Genomic DNA, 18,308 nt, shown 5'->3' with positions numbered 1-18,308 from the left:
ACTAAAGCCGTTTTTACCTATTAATTATGATACTTCGTCATACTACCTACCGAGGTATTTCATTTAACTGCTTCTTAAATGAAAAACACTATGAGTAATTGAATTTAAGAAACGAAATCATACCTAATTCCGCTGCAAGTACAAAAGGAAGAAATACAAAAAAAACATACAAACTACTGCTAATTAGTTGATTAAACTTAAATAATTTTGAAATAAATATACTTTTTGTATCAAAAATATTTTTTTTTGATTAAATTAGTAGTAGACTAAATTAGTTATGAGGAGCGTACCTACAACGCTATTCCTTTAATTACCAAATCATACTTATAATTCTAACGTAGTGTTTAAAAATCATTTTTTGATTTCGAACAACAAAAGCATGCTCCAAATATTTTTCTATTACCTAATTTAATCATCACTTAAACTTTAATATATTAAAAATGGAAAAATCTAAATACATATTATTTTTCAACCAAATTGGTATTGATATGATAGATCAAGTTGGGGGTAAAAATGCATCTCTTGGTGAACTATACAATCAATTGAAGCCTATTGGCGTCAATATTCCTAATGGATTTGCAATTACTGCAGCAGGATACCGTCTGTTTCGACAAAAAAACAATTTGGAAAAATCATTGGATGATATCCTGAATCTATTAGACACAGAGGAGTATTCCAACCTAACTGAAATTGGCGAAAAAGCAAGAGCATTAATTCTATCGGCAACTATTCCTGACGAAATACGTGCTGAAATAATTACTTCTTACCAATCGCTAAGCAAACAAAGTGAAACAAAGAACCTTGGTGTAGCCGTTCGAAGCAGTGCCACGGCAGAAGATTTGCCGTCAGCAAGTTTTGCCGGACAGATGGAGTCTTTCCTTAATATCACTGGCGCTGATCAATTACTTAATGCTGTCCTCCGTTGTTACGTTTCCTTGTTCACGGATCGTGCCATAAAGTACCGCCATGATATGGGTTTTACGAACTTAGATATTGCTATCTCTGTTGGCGTACAACAGATGGTACGAAGCGATAAAGCAGCTTCGGGTGTTGCCTTTACTATCGATCCCGATACCGGTTTTCAAAATACGATTATCATCAACGGCAGTTGGGGTCTTGGCGAGAATATTGTCAAGGGCACCATAACACCGGATGAGTGGATGGTCTTTAAGCCCACTTTAGAAAATGCAAAACTGAATCCCATTCTGAAAAGGCATTGCGGCAGAAAAGAATTTACGATGATTTATGCCGAAAACAGCGAAGAAACCTCCTCTGAAAATACCGTAATAAATAACCCCACATCAGTCGAAAAACAAAATCAATTTTCATTAAATGACAAAGAAGTTATCCAACTTTCACAATGGTGTTACAAAATTGAAAAACATTATAAAAAGCCTATGGATATTGAATGGGCAAAAGACGGGGTAAACAATCAGCTCTACGTTGTTCAGGCACGCCCTGAAACAGTTCATGGGAAAGATAAAATACAAGTCCGGGAGATTTACAAACTCAAAGAAAAAGGGACCCTTATAACAAAGGGAATCGCATTGGGAGATAAAATAGCTAACGGAAAAGCGCGCATACTCAATAGTCCGCAGGAAGGAAATCAATTATTAGAGGGGGAAATTCTCGTTACCGATTTGACTAATCCAGATTGGGATCCAATCATGAAAAAGGCAGCTGCCATTATTACTAATAAAGGAGGACGCACCAGTCATGCCGCGATTGTAGCTAGAGAACTCGGCGTCGTTGCCGTGGTCGGCTGCGGTGATGCCACTAAACTGATAAAAAACGGACAACAAATTACGGTATCCTGTGCTGAGGGGAAGGACGGTAACATATATGAAGGCGAGTTAAAATGGGAAGTAACAGAACAGGACTTCAGCCAATTATCCATGCCGGACACCGACCCAATGTTCATTCTCGCAGATCCTGATAGAGCTTTTGAACTGAGCAACTACCCAAATAAAGGGGTCGGTTTGATGCGAATGGAGTTTGCTATTTCAAATAGCATTAAGATTCATCCGTTGGCACTTTGTGAACCAGAAAAAGTAACTGACCAAACGGTAATAGACCAAATATCGGAATTAACGAAAGGATATACCGATAGCAAAAAATATTTTATTGACAAACTGGCTGAGGCAGTTTCGATAGTTGCAGCGGCTTTCTATCCCAAAGATGTGATTGTGAGAATGAGCGATTTTAAAAGCAATGAATACGCTAATCTCATAGGCGGAAAATACTTTGAACCCCACGAGGAGAACCCGATGATTGGTTTCCGGGGTGCTTCCCGTTACTACAGCGATTTTTATAGAAAAGGGTTTGCCCTGGAATGTGAAGCGATGAAAAAAGTGAGAAATGAGATGGGTTTTCTCAACGTAAAACTGATGATTCCTTTCTGCAGAACCTTGGAAGAAGGAGAAAAAGTACTTACTGAGATGGCTAGCAACAAATTAGTACAAGGTGAAAACGGTCTTGAGGTGTACGTCATGATAGAAATCCCCAGTAACGTCATATTGGCTGATGAATTTGCGTCTCTTTTTGACGGGTTTTCTATCGGTTCCAATGATTTAACACAACTCACCCTGGGTCTAGACCGCGATTCTGCATTAATAAGTTATTTGTTTAGCGAACAGAACCCCGCGGTAAAAAATTTAATCAGGAAAACGATCCATGCAGCCAAAAGAAATAAAATAAAAGTGGGATTGTGCGGTCAGGCACCTAGTGACATTCCGGAATTCGCACAGTTTTTAGTAGAGGAAGGAATAGACAGCATTTCATTTAATCCCGATGCCCTTATCAAAGGAATTGAAAATATTTTGGCAACCGAAAAAAAAAATACGGTACGGTTATAAACAACTAAAAAATGAAATTATGGAAACAGCATTCAAAAATAAAGTAGCGATTATTACTGGAGGATCTTCAGGAATAGGAAGAGCCACTGCATTAGCTTTCGCCAAAAAAGGAGTAAAAATTGTTATTGTAGATTGGAATGAAAGCCCCGAAACTATGGAGAGTATAGCAGACTTGGATGCGGAAGCTATTTTTATTAAATGCGATGTCTCGAAAAGTGCCGATGTGAAAGCTATGGTCGAAAGAACCATAGCTGCTTTTGGGCGATTGGATTATGCCTTTAACAATGCAGGTATTGAAGGGGACTCTGCTCCCACGGCTGATTGCACAGAGGAAAATTGGGATAAAACCATTGCCATAAACCTGAAAGGGACCTGGCTCTGCATGCAATATGAAATTCCTGAAATGCTCAAACAAGGCAAAGGTACCATCGTCAACTGCTCTTCGGTCGCTGGACTTGTCGGTTTTAAAGGACTGCCTGCATATGTCGCCTCCAAGCATGGCCTAATCGGATTAACGAAAACAGCTGCATTGGAATATGCCGAACAGGGAATCCGAGTGAATGCCGTTTGTCCAGGAGTTATACAAACCCCTATGATGGATCGCCTTACGGGAAAAAAGAAAGAAGCCATAGAACAATTTACGGCATTAGAACCGGTTGGTCGCATGGGACAGCCAGAGGAAATCGCCAATGCCGTAGTATGGATGTGCTCAGACGAAGCCTCTTTTGTAACCGGACATGCCATGGCCGTAGATGGTGGTTTTGTGGCACAATAAATAATTTACTTATCTAATTTAACTATTATGTATTCAATCAATCATAGTCAAACCATCCAACATAATCTTTCGGATTACGACAAAGTAAAAGCTACTTTCTCTTGGAAATATTGTGCTCGGGAATTAAGTGGACTTCCCGATGGCAAAGGATTAAACATTGCCTATGAGGCTGTCGACAGACATGCTCAAAACCATCTTAAAAATACGGTTGCACTTCGTTTTATTCGAAAAGACCGAAGTATCGAGGACTTTACCTATTCCGATTTGAAAACACAAAGTGACAAATTTGCTAATGTCCTTAAAAAACTAAAAATCAAAAAAGGGGAACGCGTTTTCTCGCTAACGGGAAGAGTTCCTGAATTGTATGTTACCGCTCTAGGAACGCTTAAATATACCGCTGTTTTTTGTCCTTTATTTTCTGTATTTGGCCCTGAGCCTATTTATCAAAAAATAAGGAAAGGTGATGTGACTATATTGGTTACCACTTCAAAGGTATATGAGAAGAAAGTAAAACGATTGGTGGAGCGACTTCCCTCACTTCGCTATATCATTCTTACCGATGCAGCCGAACATCTGTCAGATAAAATACTATCCTTTTCGACACTTATGGAGCAGGCCTCAATTGATTTTAAAATTCCAGAAACAAATCCTGAAGATGCTGCTTTACTCCATTTTACCAGTGGAACTACAGGAATGCCAAAAGGGGTTTTACATGTGCATCATGCGGTTTTTACCTATTACATAACAGGTAAATACGTACTTGATTTTCATGAAGGAGATCGGTTTTGGTGTACTGCAGATCCGGATGGAATAACTAGTACTTCCTATGGAATTATTGCCCCACTAGTCTCTGGAGTTACTAGTATTATCGATGAAGCAGAGTTTGATGTAACAAGATGTTATTCTATACTCAAAGAGCAAAAAGTAACTACTTGGTATACTGCGCCCTCGGCAATCAAGCGCTTAATGAATATGGAGGACATAAAGCCCAAAGAAGCATACGATCTCGAAAATCTCAGATCGATACTGAGCGTAGGTGAACCGCTTCATGCAGAAGCTGTAATCTGGGGTGAAAAAAAATTTGGGTTCCCTATCCTTGAAAATTGGTGGCAAACGGAGACGGAAGGTATTATGATTGCCAACTATCCTTCGATGAAAGTAAAACCCGGTTCTATTGGAAAACCTTTGCCTGGAATAGACATTGCCATTGCAGAGGTCAATGGTAAGCGGCTGAAAATAATAACAGAACCGGACGTGCAAGGTCAATTAGTTTTGAAAAAAGGCTTCCCTTCCTTATTTCGTGCCTATCTGCAGGAGGACGATCGATATCAAAAATGCTTTATCGGCGACTGGTACCTCAGTGGTGATCTGGCAAAAAAAGATGCCGACGGCTATTTTTGGTTTATCGGTCGCGCCGATGATCGCATAAAACTACCTCGGGGGAACTCCAGATAGTAATGAAGTAATAGGCACATATTCAACCATTTTTATAAATCGTTTTTTAATCTGTAATAAAAACAGAAGTTACCCATCGACGAACTAAATCTAAAGAGATTAAACAATATACTCTAATTCTTTAAAACAAAAAATATGATACTACCAACATTATGTCAAAGTTGTGGAATACCACTTGACACCGAGCAATTGAAAGGAACAAGAACAAATGGTTTAAAAACGGATGAGTATTGCAAATTTTGTTATGATGCAGGGGCTTTCGTCGAACCACATATGACCTTTAATAACATGAAGGAAACGGTAGAAACCCAAATGAAAAAATTGCAACTTTCAGAACGTCTGATTCAAGATGCCGTAAACATTCTACCCACTTTAAACCGTTGGAAAACAATTTAAGCTGTTTTACTCACATAATTTATCCGCAAAATAAAACAGGAAACTTCAGAAAAGCAACCATTCCTTCTTTGGAACTAAACAAAAAAATCATGAAAATTTTAATGTACAGCATATACGCATTTGACAAACCATTTATCGAAAATGCTACACACGGCAAATTGGAATTCGAATATACGAATCAACCTTTAAATGAAGACACGGTGAAACTTGCGGAAGGCTTTGAAAGTATTTCCATTTTCACCACTGATAATGCCTCTGATATCGTACTGGAAAAACTATATTTATGTGGTGTCAGATATATTGCCTTACGCTCTGTAGGATCTGATAATGTCGATTTAAAAAAAGCAAGAGCTCTGGGAATCAAAGTGGCAAACGTACCCGCATACTCACCCTACTCTGTAGCGGAGCATGCAGTAACCTTATTATTGGCATTAAATCGAAAGATTATTCTAGGTCAAAAACTCATGCAAATGGGCGACTACCGTTTGGATCATTTGGTCGGTTTTGACTTGCACGGAAAAAAAGTGGGAATTATTGGAACCGGGAAAATAGGCGGCGCTTTTGCAAAAATCATGCATGGTTTTGGTTGCCAAATTTTAGCCTGTGATCCAGAAGAAAATACGGAATTAACCCAAAAAATAGATATAACCTACACCACATTGGAAGAGGTTTGTAAAAGCTCAGATGTGATTTCAGTTCATTGCCCGCTTAATCCCGAAACAAAATACATGTTCAACAAAAAGTCCTTTAACCTGATGAAAAAAGGAGTCATATTTATTAATACTGCAAGAGGAACTGTAGTGAACACCGAAGATTTAATAGATGCGCTCAAAGTTGGACATATCGGAGCAGTCGGGTTAGATGTTTATGAAAAAGAAAAAAAAATCTTCTTTACCAACCACATTACTAAAAAAATGGGGGATCATTTATACACTATACTTCGCTCCTTCCCTAATGTTTTAATTACCGGACACCAAGGCTTTTTAACCAACGAAGCATTAGAGGGAATTGCGCGCACCACTATTGCGAATTTTAATGCATGGACATACAATGGCACCTCTGAAAACGAACTTAATTGATTTATTTCGTATACTAATGCACAGACCTCAAAGCACCTATGTTATTTAGTTAGCACACAAGTCCTTGAAGTATACTATTGATTTTTTTACCTGACAAAAATTCGTCATTCGATTAATATTTACTTTTAAAATCTTAAATCAGTCATAGGGTTTTGAAAGCAAATACTTTTAAATAATAGCCCCTATGAGTTCAATTAATGACTACCTTAATTGAAATTTAAAAAACAGAAAGGACGATTAATTAAAATAAATTCAGATGAACATGAATTGGCATTTACTTCTCTTTCTGAAGTATCCGAAAAGTTGGACACATCCCCCTCAGGCATTGATGAAAAAACTGCTAATCAACGGCAATCCCAGTACGGCGAAAACAAGATTGAATACAAAAAAAAGAACACTCTTTTGCGGATGATTCTTCATCAATTGTCCAATTTTATGATTCTCATTTTGATTGTTGTGGCTATTGTCTCCCGATTTCTGGGAGGAATAACAGATACCGTTATTATTCTTATCATAATTATTGTCAACGCTGTGATCGGTTTTGTGCAAGAATACCGAGCCGAAAAAGCGATGGAAGTGCTTAAAGATATAATTCCTGATGAAACAAGGGTAGTTCGGGCAGTAAAGACGATCGCACTAGCAACTGCTAAGCTGGTTCCCGGTGATGAAGTTTTGCTCGAAGCCGGAAACAGAATCCCCGCTGATGTTCGCTTTATTGAAACCCATCAATGAAAAGTAGATGAATCAACGCTTACGGGCGAATCAAATACTATTGATAAAACGTCAAAGAAACTCCCCGATGGCGAGTATTCCCTTGGAGACCGCAGTAATTTAGGCTTCAAAGGCACTTTTATCACAAAAGGACACGGACGCGCTTACGTCACTGCAATCGCCATGGATATAGAACTTGGTCACATCGCACAGATGATTCAATCACAAGATTCATCAACTCCATTACAAATACGACTAGCTGCATTCGGTAAATGATTGTCCATTGTCATCCTGATAATTTGTACCTTAATTTTTATGATAGGGTGGCTCAATGGCGAAGCTATTTTAAGCATGCTGTTAACGTCTATCTCGCTTGCTGTGGCCGCCATTCCGGAAGCCTTGCCTGCACCTGTTACAATTGCGCTTGCCTTTGGTGCTAAACGATTAGCAAAAAGTAATGCACTTGTAAGAAAACTTCCAGCGGTGGAAACACTTGGCTCGGTTGCTTATATCTGCACTGATAAAACAGGAACGCTGACCGACAATAAAATGACCGTAAAAGAGGTTTATCTGACTCCTCATATAGAACTAAAACTCATTTTAATCAAAATAATGCCCTGCTAACTGCAATGGTGTTAAACAGTGATGCCTCCGAAAAAGAAAACGGAACCTGGCATGGCGATTCAATAGAGATCGCATTGATAAAATATGTCTTAACTAAAAATAATAAAAAAAAGGAACTAGAAAAAAAATTTCCAAGAGTAGCCGAATTTACATTCGATTCGTCAAGAAAATGTATGACGACAATACATCAAACAGAAAAAGGCATATTGGTTATTACCAAAGGGGCTGTCGACGTACTGTTAGGTAAAATAGTTATAGATCAAAAACCACTGGTTTCTGAGTTTGAGCGAAAAGCAAACGAGGTAGCATACGAAGGGTATCGGGTTATTGGCTATGCCATAAAAGAAATACGAACTTTACCGGAAATTTTAAATGGAGAGGAGATAGAATCATCATTAACCTTTATCGGGTTTGCAGGAATGATTGATCCGCCAAGGAGCGAAGCAAAAGAAGCAGTTTCAGCATGCATACAAGCCGGAATAATCCCTGTCATGATTACCGGTGACCAAAAACTCACGGCAAAAGCCATTGCAAAGCAGTTGGGCATAATCACCTCGGAGGAAGACCTTATATTGAGCGGCACCAAACTGGCAGCATTATCAGAAAAAGAGTTTTCAAATATAGTGGAACATGTTCGCATTTATGCTCGTGTGAGCCCACAGCAAAAATTACAAATTATAAAAGCACTGCAAGCAAAAGAACAGTTTGTAGCGATGACCGGCGATGGTGTAAATGATGCTCCCGCCCTTAAAAGCGCTAACATCGGGATTGCTATGGGAATCAATGGTACAGCCAATTCTAAAGAAGCGGTGGACATGATTCTACTTGATGATAATTTTTCTACCATTTTGATTGCCGTAAAGGATGGTCGAGTGATATTTGATAATATTTTAAAATTTATAAAGTACATCCTGACAGGGAATTTCGGAGAAATCTGTGCCATTTTCCTTGCTCCTTTTTTTGGTTTACCTTTTCCATTGCTGGCCATTCACATTTTGTGGATTAATCTTGTAACAGACGGATTACACGGATTGGCGTTAGCTTCTGAACCGGCCACCAAGGGATCCAATGCAAAATATTTTTGCGGGAAAGATGGCACTGCACATACTAAGAGTTGGTTTACTGATGGGTTTAGTCACTCTGTGCGTTCAATACTGGGCTATTCACGCCAACATTCCACACTGGCAAACAATTACTTTTACCGTCCTCTTTTTTAGCCAGATGGGCCATGTTATGGCAATTCGGTCTGGACGGGAATCTCTTTTTAAAATTGGATTTTCTTCAAATAAACCTCTTGTAGGCGCGCTGCTTTTGACTGTTTTTCTACAACTGATGATCATCTATGTTCCTTTCTTTAATGTGGTTTTCAAAACCCAACCGCTATCTTTGTATGAATTAATATTAACCCTGCTGGCATCAAGTATCGTTTTTTGGGCGGTAAAAATCGGGAACTGGGCATTACGCAGAAAAAAATAGCGAAACGGTCTCAAATAGCCAAGGTCAATAATATTGCCACATCGCCCCAGACTGCAGTAGGGATACATTTCTATTCTGCTAGTTATATTCTCCAGTGCGCTCGAACCGACAACGATAATTAACTTTTGATACCAACTCATAATTCTGTTGGATACACCTTATTATGGATAAAATTATTCTTCATATTATCGATTATTTTTTCATTATGTTTCATATCGGGCTCATACTATTCAATGTGTTTGGTTGGATAATACCGAGATGGCGATTTTATAATTTGATTACTTTATCCCTTACTGCTTTTTCGTGGCTCATTCTTGGAATTTGGTATGGCTTTGGCTATTGTCCCTTTACAGACTGGCACTGGAGAGTACGTGAACTTCTAGGCTATACTTATGACAGTAATTCTTATGTCCATTTTCTAATTCTAAAAATAACAGGAATTCACTTTCCGGAAAAGCGAATTGATTTCGCAACAGTAATTATCTTTTTTACAGCTTATTTTATCAGTATATATTTTGCAGTGAAGAAAAGAATTTTGAACCAAAAATTAAAAAATCAATAGTCGGTTAAATCTATCCTAATCTTGTTTTTACGAATTGCATTTTGTTATAAACGAATCCATCACTGCCTAACTATTTTTTGTCAACAAATCCAAATATGTTAATTTTTTGGTGTAAATTGAGGTAGCTTTACGTAAGTCTTTATCTATCACAAATTATTGATTTTTAATTATTTAAATATTTTTTTTTATATAATTACAGGTCATTCACAATAAAATTCAGAAAAATGAAAGGAACATTCAAACTCGGAAAAGTAGCAGGTATTGGCCTGTTTATTCATTGGACATTTTCATTACTTATTGCATTTATTGTTTTCATTAACTATCGTACAGGTTATAACGCTATTCAAATCCTTTGGTCAGTAGTTTTCGTTTTATGCATTTTTGTCACGGTTGTTATGCATGAATTAGGACATGCGCTCGCTGCAAAAAACTATGGAATACAAACAAGAGATATTACATTGCTGCCCATTGGTGGTTTAGCCCGATTAGAAAGACTGCCTGAAAAACCGGTAGAAGAACTAATAGTTGCTTTTGCTGGGCCGCTTGTCAATATTTTTTTGGCAATAATAACTGGTTTTTTTATAACGCTTCCAGAAAATGCGGAGGCGCTTGCTGCGCAAGTATCAAGCGGTGTAAATGCCAGTAATTTTTTTCTTCATTTCTTCATTGTGAATATCGTATTGGCAGTCTTTAATTTGATTCCAGCCTTCCCCATGGATGGAGGTCGAGTCCTTAGGGCACTATTATCCTTTCAATTTAAAAGACATGTCGCGACCAAAATTGCGGCAAGAATTGGTCAATTTATAGCAATAGGATTTATTCTTATAGGCTTTTATTCTAATCCCTTTCTAATTTTCATAGGGTTGTTTGTTATTGTATCTGCCCAAATGGAAACGCAACATGCCGCGTCCAAATTCATTCTCAAAGGATTTAAAGTGCGGGATGTACTTATGAAACAATATCATAGTATCGATGCTAACGAGCCTATCAAAACGGCTATTACACTGCTGCTGGACAGTCAGTCTAAGATATTTATGATAACAGAAAACAATGAACCCGTTGGCACTCTGAACCGAGATCAAATTATAGCAGCCCTTTCCGAAAAAGGCGAGGATACAGCTGTACGACTTGCAATGAACAAAAACTTGATCTATTTAGATGTCGAAACCCTACTGGAAGACAACTTTGAATTAGTTTCTGCCAATAAATCCAACCTAATGCTAGTCACGGAAAATGGGCTGCTTATTGGGGTTCTTGACACTGAAAATCTTTTGGAGTTTCTTTTAATAAAAGAAGTCAAATCAAAATAAGCCTATGTCTAAAACCCAAAAAACAACCCATCCCAATTGCCTGGAATTAGTATATAGCGGAGAAGACTATTTTTCTCGGCTGGAGCAAATTATTAAAAATGCGAAATATGAAATTCATCTTCAATTCTATATTTTTAAAAATGATGCCGTAGGAGCTAAGATTATAGAAAAACTTAAAGAAGCCGCAGCGCGCCATGTTAAGGTCTACCTGATGTTAGATGGCTTTGGCTCCTTTTCATTTCCTAAGGAAGTAGCCGAGGAATTAAGGGAAAGAGGAGTTAATTTCCGCTATTTTTCTCCGTTTTTTTCAGCAAACTCTTTTTACATTGGCCGAAGACTACATCATAAAATCGTCGTTGCAGATGCCCATGTAATCTTGATTGGCGGAATAAATATTGCCGATAAATACCATGGCAAACTTGGAAAAGACCCTTGGTTGGATTACGCGGTAAAGATTGATGATCCGATAATTGCAAAAAAGCTTCAATTGCTATGCAGAGACCTCTTTTTTAAGAAAAGATACTTTTTCAAAAAAAAGATAGAAAGTGCTTTAAATACAAAAGAGAAAACCATCGTCAGTATTATTCAAAATGACTGGCTGAAAAGGAAAAACGAAATTTATGACGCTTATATTAATTCCTTCAGTACTGCCAAAAAAGAAATCGTCATAGTAGGAAGCTATTTTCTTCCTGGCAGGAGAATGAATATCGCATTGAAGAAAGCGGCAAATAACAAAGTCAAAATTAAACTAATCCTCTCCGGCATTTCAGATGTTACTCTTTCCAGACGGGCTACCTATCATATTTACTCTGCTCTTTTGGACAATAACATTGAGTTATATGAATGGAATACAACCGTTTTGCATGGAAAAGCAGCGATTGTTGACCGTAATTGGACCACTATTGGTTCTTTCAACCTGAATAATTTGAGCTCTTATGGAAGTCTTGAAATGAATGTTGAAATTAAATCTATCACATTCGCCAGCAGTTACTTAGAACACCTCAATGAGGTCATAGCGCAATGTCAAAGAATAACTCCTGAATCACTAAAAAAAAGAAAAAATATATCTTCTGGTTTTATAAATTGGCTATCCTATTGGGCTGCCCGACTCATACTTAATATAGTCACTTATTTTCCCCAAAAGCGATTCAAAAAATTTTACTAGTCCATTCGTTTGTTCTTTACTTTTAGCACCAACTTCGTTGCATGTGCAATTGTTGAAAGAATAATCTTTTAAATAAAAATTAACCTTCTTAGAGTATTTAAAACCACCAAATTAAATTTTGGTGGTTTTTTTATTTTGAAAAAAAAATAAGGTATTACATTTTGTTTTTAAATATTTTTTGTAACTTTAATTAAGTCAACTCGTTTATTTAAAAATAGTTACAATTAAAAAAGTCGATTTAACGTAAGATTTACAGCAATGGAACGTACTAAAATACATAGACGAAAAAAAGAAGAATGGATAGCCAAGGATTTAAAAAGTAAAATCCCCAAATTGTCCAGGAAAACAATATATATTCCCCTTCAGAATGAGTTACAGTTTTAATTCATTTTTTAAAGATAGTGTTAGCTCAGCTAACATCGGAGCAGTGAGTCACTGTTCTGTAATTGAATGCTTTTTCAAGCACTGGGTTTAAAAGATTCTCCGCGGAGCTCCGAACCTTTTAAACCCGTATTCCTAATTGGAGTGAGAGACATAAAAGTCCTCACTCCATTAACGATTTTAAGGTTATGGATTTTTCACACTACAAAGACACTTTCACCAACGAGGCTATAAAAAGAGGCTATTCTGAACAGAATATCAAACGCTGTTTGGACTATGCGGCACCTTTATTTTCCAATGATGTTCCTGTAATTTACAATACGTCCCATTTGTCAGTATTAGTGGGCTACAAAAAGGAATATATCAAGAAAGCCGCTCTTCATACCAAATACTTTTACCGCGATTTTGAAATTGTTAAAAGAAACGGTAAAAAAAGACCCATATCAGAACCATTGCCCAGTTTAAAAGAAATTCAGCACTGGATTCTAAAAAAAATCTTATACAATATCCCTGTGAGTCCTTTTGCTAAGGCGTACAAACCAAATATAAGTCTCATAGAAAATTTGAAATTTCATAGAAACCAGCCGAAAGTATTTACGCTGGATTTAGAAAATTTTTTCCCTTCCATTACTATAGAAAGTGTCGAAAAAATCTTTAGTGAATTGGGCTACTCTAAAAGCATTTCTAATTTACTGGCCAAACTATGTACCCGGGATGGTTCTTTACCGCAGGGAGCACCTACAAGTCCTTCCCTGTCAAATCTAATTTTTGTAGATGCTGACGCAATGATCTCTGACTATTGCATTCAAAGAAAAATAAGATACACCCGTTATGCCGATGATCTCAGTTTTTCAGGAGATTTCGATGAAAAAGAACTCTTTGATAAAATAAACGGAATCATTGAAAAAATGAATTTTAAAATTAATACTGCAAAAACGAAACTCATGACTCCCGGCAATCGACAAACGGTAACAGGTATTGTGGTAAATGAAAAACCACAAGTCGTGTTTCACAAACGCAATGAATTAAGACAAGCCATGTATTACATCAAGAAGTTTGGAATTGATGAGCATCGGGAGTACAGAGAAATTAACCAAAGTAACTTTTTAGAACACCTGCTGGGAAAAATAAATTTTGTTTTGCAAATAAACCCAAAAGACAATGAATTCATAGGGTATAAATCATTTCTTATTAATTTAAAAAAGAAACAGTATTTGAAATCCAATACGGTAAAACTTATATGGATGTAAAAATTAGTAACTCAAAATTATAGCAACATCAGTATCAAAAAGTCCCTTTTCGGGGCTTTTATAATTTATAATTGCTTGTAATAAAACATTTTAGTACCCTATATCAGCTAAAAATTGATTAAATTTATTAGAATAATAAGATGTTTTTTTTTAGAACTATTGAGAGCAGGTTATTCGGTGGTAGTAAAAGTTAAAGACGGTATCAATAATTGAAAAAATAATACAAATGGCATTTATAGACTATTACAAAGTATTAGGCGTCGATAAAAAGGCAACGGAAGCTGAGATTAAAAAGGCATATCGTAAAATGGCCCGGAAACACCATCCTGACTTGAATCCAAACGACAAAGAAGCTGAAAGAAAATTCAAGGCACTAAATGAAGCCAATGAAGTATTGAGCAACGCCGAAAATCGTAAAAAATACGATGCCTATGGCGAAAACTGGCAACATGCAGAGCAGTATGAACAATCGAAAAGACAGCAGCAACAATACCAAGGAAGTCGACAGCAAGCCGATTTCGGTGGTGGTGGCGCGGATTATTCGGACTTTTTTGAATCCATGTTTGGCGGGCGGTCTACAAGAGGCGGTCGTCGTACCGCGCAATTTAAGGGACAAGATTTTAATGCTGAATTGCACCTTGACTTAAAGGAGGTTTACACTACCCACAAACGGACGCTAACCATTAACGGCAAAAACATTCGCCTTACTATTCCTGCGGGAGTGGAAAATGGTCAGGTTATAAAAATTACAGGATATGGTGCTGCAGGATCCGGAGGTGGTCCAAAAGGGGATTTATATATTACTTTCACCATAGACAATCACACTGCTTTTAAACGAGATAAAGAGAACCTATACTCCACTTTAGATTTAGACTTGTATTCCGCTATTTTGGGAGGAGACATTACCGTTGATACTTTTGACGGACAGGTAAAACTGAAAGTAGCGCCGGGGACTCAAAATGGAACCAAAGTAAAACTGAAGGGAAAAGGATTTCCTGTTTATAAAAAGGAAAGTCAATTTGGGGATTTTTACATCACCTATGAAATAAAAATTCCAACAAGTCTTTCTGAAAAAGAAAAAGAACTATTCACTGAACTTTCTAAGCTAAAAACCTTATGAACATAGAAAACTTCATTCCTCTCAACACATTAGTCACCCATTATAAAGTCGAACTGTCTTTCTTTAGCAATTTAAGCGAACTTGGATTAGTGGAGATTCAAACAGTGGAGCAGGTACAATATATACATCAAGATTCTATTTATGAAATCGAAAAAATGATTCGAATGCATCAGGAATTAGATGTCAACATAGAAGGAATTGACGTTGTTTTTAATTTACTGCAAAAGATAGATGCCCTACAAAAGGAATTAGTCAATATCAAAAACAGGTTGCGTTTATATGAAAATTAAAAAAACAAAGAAATAGCTGCCCTCTCTTTTGGAACATGCTATGGCAATTAATTCGAGGACTTCGCTAACGTCTAATTTTATGATTATATATTGAACTCGATCCATAGTGGCAGCATACAGTACTTTTAACCTTTTACAAAAGCCCTCTTTTATTTAAGCTTTAATTCTCATTTAAATTAATTAGAATGGAAACCACATTTAATACTCTAAAATTAGTACATCTTGGTATTGACACGCAAAGGGAACATGTTGTTTTCATGCGTAAAGATTGCCATATCTGCTTATCGGAAGGCTTTGAAGCACTTAACCGAGTATTGGTAACTGTAAAAGGGAAATCAAAAATAGCCACTTTATACATTATTAATGATGGAATTTTGAAACCTGGAGAAGCGGGATTGTCTGAAAGTGCCTGGATGGACTTATATGCTAAAGAAGGAGATGAAATTAGTTTTTCACATGTTCAGCCCGTGAACTCCATGAGAAGTATTAGAGCTAAAATGTATGGTAAAGAACTGAACTATGAAGCCTTACAAAACATTATAAATGATATTGTTAAAGGCGAATATTCCAATATTGAAATTGCGGCATTTATTACCGCTTGTGGCGGTGATAACCTCAACATTCAAGAGATCATTGGACTAACCAAAGCGATGGTAGGTTCAGGACAAAGCCTTTCCTGGAATAAAAAAATAGTAGTGGACAAACACAGTGTGGGAGGACTTCCCGGCAACAGGACAACACCCATCGTAGTGTCTATCGTAGCCGCCTTTGGACTTACGATACCCAAAACATCGTCAAGGGCAATCACATCCCCCGCAGGCACCGCAGACTGCTTGGAAACCATGACAAAAATAGACCTCAGCATCAAACAAATTCAAAAAGTAGTCGAACAAGAAAACGGATGCTTTGTATGGGGTGGTTCGATAAAACTAAGCCCCGCCGACGATATCATAATACGTGTGGAAAGAGCGCTTGATGTAGATGGTGAAGGCCAAATGATAGCCTCTGTATTATCAAAAAAGATTGCTGCAGGTTCCACACATGTAGTTATTGATATTCCAATAGGAAAAACGGCAAAAGTAAGAACGGATGAAGACGCCGAAAAACTAAAATATTATTTCAATGTAGTTGGAAAAGCAATGGGCATCAAGGTAAATGTGCTGTTTACTGATGGCTCGCAGCCCATCGGTAGAGGGATTGGTCCCTCATTGGAAGCTATGGATGTGTTGAGTGTTTTGCGGAACGAAATGGATGCCCCCCAAGATTTAAGAAATAAAGCATTACTTCTTGCCGCGAGCATTATTGACATGGTACATGGTACCAAAAATAAAACTGGACTTCAGCTTGCAAAAGAAATTCTTTCGTCAGGAGATGCATACAAGAAGTTCCTTACGATATGCAAAGCGCAAGGTGGTTTTAGAGAACCTGAATTTGCCCTCTATAAAGAAAATGTTAAAGCCGAGAAATCAGGAATTGTAACTGAAATCGATAACAGAAGACTTGCCAAAATCGCAAAACTTGCCGGCGCACCACACGACAGTAAAGCAGGGGTATTGCTAAAAACACCTTTAAATACAAAAGTGGAAAAAGGAGATATATTGTATTGTATTTATTCAGAAACAAAAGGCGAGCTTAAATACTCGATAGATTATATGAAATCAGAAGAGGATATTATTTTAATTCAATAAAGCGCATGAAAAAAATATATTTTGCTTTACCCGGTAATGAAAATTTGACAGAAATACTTATTCAAAAAGAAAAGGCTGAAAAAGGAATGATTGAAATTCGTTCTTTTCCTGATGGGGAAACATATGTTCGGATTTTATCGAATGTGAAAGATAAAAAAGTGTTTTTAGTTTGTACCCTTCATGAGCCGGACACTAAATTGCTACCGCTTTACTTTTTGGCGAAGACTGCAAAAGAATTTGGCGCAAAAAGCATTTGTCTTATTGTACCTTATCTTGCCTATATGCGTCAGGACAAAGCCTTCAATACTGGGGAATGTGTCACCTCAACCCATTTTGCAAATTTGATTTCTGAATTTGCAGATACTTTAATCACGATCGACCCACACCTGCATAGAAGAAGTTCTTTATCTGAAATCTACAGCATACCTACAACAGTATCCCATGCGGCTCATCATATTTCAGCCTGGATCAAATATACTATTGACAAACCCATTTTGATTGGCCCTGATGGCGAAAGTGAACAATGGGTTGCTGAGGTCGCAAAAAACGCCAATGCGCCCTATGTTATTTTAACGAAAATTAGGCATGGTGACCGTGATGTCGAAGTGTCTATACCTCATCTCGAAAAATATAAGGATTATGTTCCCGTTTTAGTTGATGATATCATTTCGACAGGACGCACCATGATTGAAACCATCGGTCATTTGAAAAACGCCGCAATGAAACCCCCTGTTTGTATCGGCGTACATGCTGTATTTGCTGAAAATGCATTTCAAGAAATAAAAGATTCCGGTGCCAAGGAAATTATTACCTGCAACACGATTCCACATGAAAGTAATAGAATTGACATTAGCGATTTGTTGATTGTCTAACCTGAAAACTGCAAGAGAACTGACGCTGTTATTACATTAAGTAAAGCTGTTCTAACGGTAATTTAAATAAACTCGGAAAGACACCGTGATTTACAACCCTAGGCAAGTCTTTTAGACTATATACGCGTTCACTACCTAAAAACTCCGTTATCCAATAATACCAACTTCCTTTTTTAACATTTTTATAAGAGTGCATTTACTAAATATTTTATTATCTGCATAAAAGACTCTTTTTTTCCGATTAAATCATCAAAAAATCAGTTTATCAACATTTAAAATGCCTGATAATCAGCATAATA

At 37.2% G+C, this 18,308-nt stretch carries 13 protein-coding genes and 2 pseudogenes; all 15 read left to right on the top strand.

Features of this window, described 5'->3' with window-relative positions:
- Positions 1-440 precede the first annotated feature (440 nt).
- On the top strand, positions 441-2,855 hold the full coding sequence (gene ppsA / locus CXF59_RS06065) for a phosphoenolpyruvate synthase (RefSeq protein WP_101136949.1): 2,415 nt from the start codon (positions 441-443) through the stop codon (positions 2,853-2,855).
- Positions 2,856-2,874: 19 nt separating this feature from the next.
- A complete protein-coding gene (locus CXF59_RS06060) occupies positions 2,875-3,630 on the top strand; it encodes an SDR family oxidoreductase (protein ID WP_101136982.1) in 756 nt (251 codons plus the stop codon).
- A gap of 27 nt (positions 3,631-3,657) precedes the next feature.
- Positions 3,658-5,085, top strand: coding sequence for an AMP-binding protein (locus tag CXF59_RS06055; RefSeq protein WP_101136948.1), 1,428 nt, complete (start codon positions 3,658-3,660; stop codon positions 5,083-5,085).
- A gap of 135 nt (positions 5,086-5,220) precedes the next feature.
- Positions 5,221-5,481 carry a zinc ribbon domain-containing protein gene (locus CXF59_RS06050; protein ID WP_101136947.1) on the top strand — a complete coding sequence of 87 codons (261 nt, stop codon included), beginning with the start codon at positions 5,221-5,223 and terminating at the stop codon, positions 5,479-5,481.
- Positions 5,482-5,570: 89 nt separating this feature from the next.
- The gene (locus tag CXF59_RS06045) at positions 5,571-6,560 is read left to right on the top strand and encodes a 2-hydroxyacid dehydrogenase (RefSeq protein WP_101136981.1); all 990 of its coding nucleotides are present in this window, start codon (positions 5,571-5,573) and stop codon (positions 6,558-6,560) included.
- A 210-nt stretch (positions 6,561-6,770) separates the two neighbouring features.
- Positions 6,771-7,895: pseudogene (locus CXF59_RS15275) on the top strand (HAD-IC family P-type ATPase).
- Positions 7,896-7,900: 5 nt separating this feature from the next.
- A pseudogene (locus CXF59_RS15270) lies at positions 7,901-9,371 on the top strand (cation-translocating P-type ATPase).
- A gap of 163 nt (positions 9,372-9,534) precedes the next feature.
- On the top strand, positions 9,535-9,933 hold the full coding sequence (locus tag CXF59_RS06035) for a DUF2784 domain-containing protein (RefSeq protein WP_101136946.1): 399 nt from the start codon (positions 9,535-9,537) through the stop codon (positions 9,931-9,933).
- Between the two features lie 224 nt (positions 9,934-10,157).
- Positions 10,158-11,243 (top strand): site-2 protease family protein, encoded by a 1,086-nt coding sequence (locus tag CXF59_RS06030; protein WP_101136945.1) that lies wholly within the window; start codon positions 10,158-10,160, stop codon positions 11,241-11,243.
- A gap of 4 nt (positions 11,244-11,247) precedes the next feature.
- A complete protein-coding gene (locus CXF59_RS06025; protein ID WP_101136944.1) occupies positions 11,248-12,408 on the top strand; it encodes a phosphatidylserine/phosphatidylglycerophosphate/cardiolipin synthase family protein in 1,161 nt (386 codons plus the stop codon).
- Between the two features lie 569 nt (positions 12,409-12,977).
- Complete coding sequence (locus CXF59_RS06020; RefSeq protein WP_101136943.1) at positions 12,978-14,039, top strand: retron St85 family RNA-directed DNA polymerase; 1,062 nt, start codon at positions 12,978-12,980, stop codon at positions 14,037-14,039.
- Between the two features lie 226 nt (positions 14,040-14,265).
- Positions 14,266-15,159, top strand: coding sequence for a DnaJ C-terminal domain-containing protein (locus CXF59_RS06015; protein ID WP_101136942.1), 894 nt, complete (start codon positions 14,266-14,268; stop codon positions 15,157-15,159).
- On the top strand, positions 15,156-15,449 hold the full coding sequence (locus CXF59_RS06010) for a chaperone modulator CbpM (protein WP_101136941.1): 294 nt from the start codon (positions 15,156-15,158) through the stop codon (positions 15,447-15,449). The genes CXF59_RS06015 and CXF59_RS06010 overlap by 4 nt, the downstream gene beginning before the upstream one ends.
- Before the next feature lie 185 nt (positions 15,450-15,634).
- Positions 15,635-17,137: a thymidine phosphorylase family protein gene (locus CXF59_RS06005; protein WP_101136940.1), complete on the top strand. Its 1,503-nt coding sequence runs from the start codon at positions 15,635-15,637 to the stop codon at positions 17,135-17,137.
- A 5-nt stretch (positions 17,138-17,142) separates the two neighbouring features.
- Complete coding sequence (locus tag CXF59_RS06000) at positions 17,143-18,009, top strand: ribose-phosphate pyrophosphokinase (protein WP_101136939.1); 867 nt, start codon at positions 17,143-17,145, stop codon at positions 18,007-18,009.
- Positions 18,010-18,308 lie beyond the last annotated feature (299 nt).

The sequence above is a fragment of the Flavobacterium sp. ALD4 genome (assembly GCF_002836475.1).
Taxonomy (GTDB): domain Bacteria; phylum Bacteroidota; class Bacteroidia; order Flavobacteriales; family Flavobacteriaceae; genus Flavobacterium.
This window is presented reverse-complemented; position numbering and strand designations above follow the sequence as displayed.